At 73.5% G+C, this 2,162-nt stretch carries 3 protein-coding genes; all 3 read right to left on the bottom strand.

What is annotated here, in order from left to right:
* Nucleotides 1–78: 78 nt before the first annotated feature.
* Nucleotides 79–468 carry a VOC family protein gene (locus ACWF94_RS39245; protein WP_453499880.1) on the bottom strand — a complete coding sequence of 130 codons (390 nt, stop codon included), beginning with the start codon at nt 466–468 and terminating at the stop codon, nt 79–81.
* Nucleotides 469–642: 174 nt separating this feature from the next.
* On the bottom strand, nt 643–1,452 hold the full coding sequence (locus tag ACWF94_RS39250; RefSeq protein WP_453499882.1) for a methyltransferase domain-containing protein: 810 nt from the start codon (nt 1,450–1,452) through the stop codon (nt 643–645).
* A 162-nt stretch (nt 1,453–1,614) separates the two neighbouring features.
* Nucleotides 1,615–2,162: diacylglycerol/lipid kinase family protein (locus ACWF94_RS39255; RefSeq protein ID WP_453499884.1), on the bottom strand; the 548-nt coding region annotated here is incomplete at its 5' end.

Below are 2,162 nucleotides of genomic sequence, written 5' to 3' on the forward strand. Positions count from 1 at the left end.
GCCGGCACCGTACGGCGCCCGGCCGGCCTCCCGGGAAGCACACGTGCCGGGCGCGTCGGGACGATGGAGCCGTTCGTTTCAGGAGCTGTTGGACCCGGTGCGGTCGGACCCGGAGCGGTCGCCGGGCCTGCGGTCGACGTACTCGGACACCGAACCGTCGGGGTGCACGGCGATCAGATTGCGGCCCGCCGGAGTGGGGACCGGGCCCGCGACCACCTTGGCGCCGCCGCTGGAGAGGGTGGCGTACGCCACGTCCACATCGTCGACCGCGATGGTCGCCGACACCTTCCGCAGTACTTCCAGTTCCGCTTCCGGACCGCTCATCAGCAGAAAGCAGCCGACCGCCGCGACGGACACCCCGCCGCGCTCGAAGCGCTGCGGGGTGGTGCCGGTGAGCCGCTGGTAGAAGGTGGCGGCTGCGTCCAGGTCGTCGACGCAGATGCGCAGCGTGGTTCCGAGGATCTCCATACGGGGGAGCCTAGTTCGCCTCGGCGGGTCGCGGTATCGGTTGTCGGACTCCCCGACCGTCCCGTCCCTGACTCCCGCCCGCGCGGTCCCGGGCTCCCCACCCGTGACGTCCCGGGCGCCCGACCGTGCCGTCCCGGACTTCCGCCCGCGCCGTCGCGGCTCCGGCCCGAACCGTCAGGCCCGGCACATGATCTCGCCGTGCGGGACGATGAACCAGGCGTCGTCGTGGCCGCCCCACTCCAGCCAGCCGTCCGCGGCGGCGGCCAGTTGCTCCGCCGTGGCGTGACCGCCGTCGACCGCGAGGTCCGCGTACCCCGATCCGGTCGTACGGTCCGCCCACAGCCGGCTCCACCAGGCACGCTCCTCCGGTGAGGCGAAGGACCAGATGCCAGCCGTGGCGGTGATCCCGGTGAAGCCCGCCGCCCGGGCCCACGACAGCAGCCGGCGTCCGGCGTCCGGCTCGCCGCCGTTCGCTCGGGCCACCCGCCGGTAGAGCGCCTGCCAGGCGTCGAGCGCGGAGTTCGCGGGGAACCAGGTGAACGCGCCGTAGTCGCTGTCGCGTGCCGCGACGATGCCGCCGGGACGGCACACCCGGCGCATCTCGCGCAGTGCCCCCACCGGGTCGCCGACGTGCTGGAGCACCTGATGGGCGTGGACCACATCGAACGAACCGTCAGGGAAGTCGAGGGCGTTGACATCCGCGACGGCGAAGTCCGTGTGGGCCAGGCCCCGCCCGGCGGCCAGCGCCCGCGCCTGCTCGACGATGTCCGGTGCCAGATCCACCCCGGTGACATGCCCGTCGGGCACCAGCGCGGCCAGGTCCGCCGTGATGGTCCCCGGCCCGCAGCCGATGTCCAGCACCCGGTCACCGGGGTTCAGTTCGCCGATGAGATACGCGGCGGAGTTGGCGGCGGTGCGCCAGGTGTGCGAGCGCAGCACGGACTCGTGGTGGCCGTGCGTGTAGACGGCGGTCTCCTGCGGCATGGGTGGCCTCCCTGTGGTGACGACTCCTCGAACCGTGGGGACACCATAGGTCGTCATGTCGCATATTGAGACCTGCTGTCTCACTATATGGTCGAGTGGTGGTCGTCGCGCACCGGGCACGGCCCGGGTGGGCCGGCGGTCCACCGGGAGGTGCCGGGGGCGTCAGAGCAGTGCCTGCGGGCGGTAGACGGTCAGTGCCTCGACCGCCTTGTCCACCACAAGATCCGCCGGGGCCTGGGCCACCTCGCCGTCGTACGCCAGTGAGGTGCCGGGCGCCAGCCCGCTGATCCTGACCTGGTGCAGATGCTGGGCCGCGTGCACCGGCGAACGGCTCAGCGGTCCCGCGAGCGCCGCCGCCAGCAGCCGCAGCCCCGGCCGGCGTCCGCCGTGGACCACCCGGACGTCCAGCAGACCGTCCGCGAGGTCCCGGCGGTGGCCGGGCGTCGGGCCCACCCGCTCGTAGCCGCCGTTCCCCGCGAACAGCAGCCACATCGGACGCCTGCGGCCCTGCACCCCGGCCTCCAGCGGGCGGCCGTGCCGCAGCACCCGCGCCGCCGCGAGAATCCCGGCGGGCCAGCCGCCGATGCGCGGGGACCACCGCTCCCGGATGGTCACCAGTTCCGGGTAGACACCCAGGCTGAAGGTGTTGAGGAAGTAGCGGGGGCCGTGGGCGCCGTCGGCCCCCGGGGTGAAGCGCCCCAGATCGACCT

The organism is Streptomyces sp. NPDC055078 (assembly GCF_053607985.1).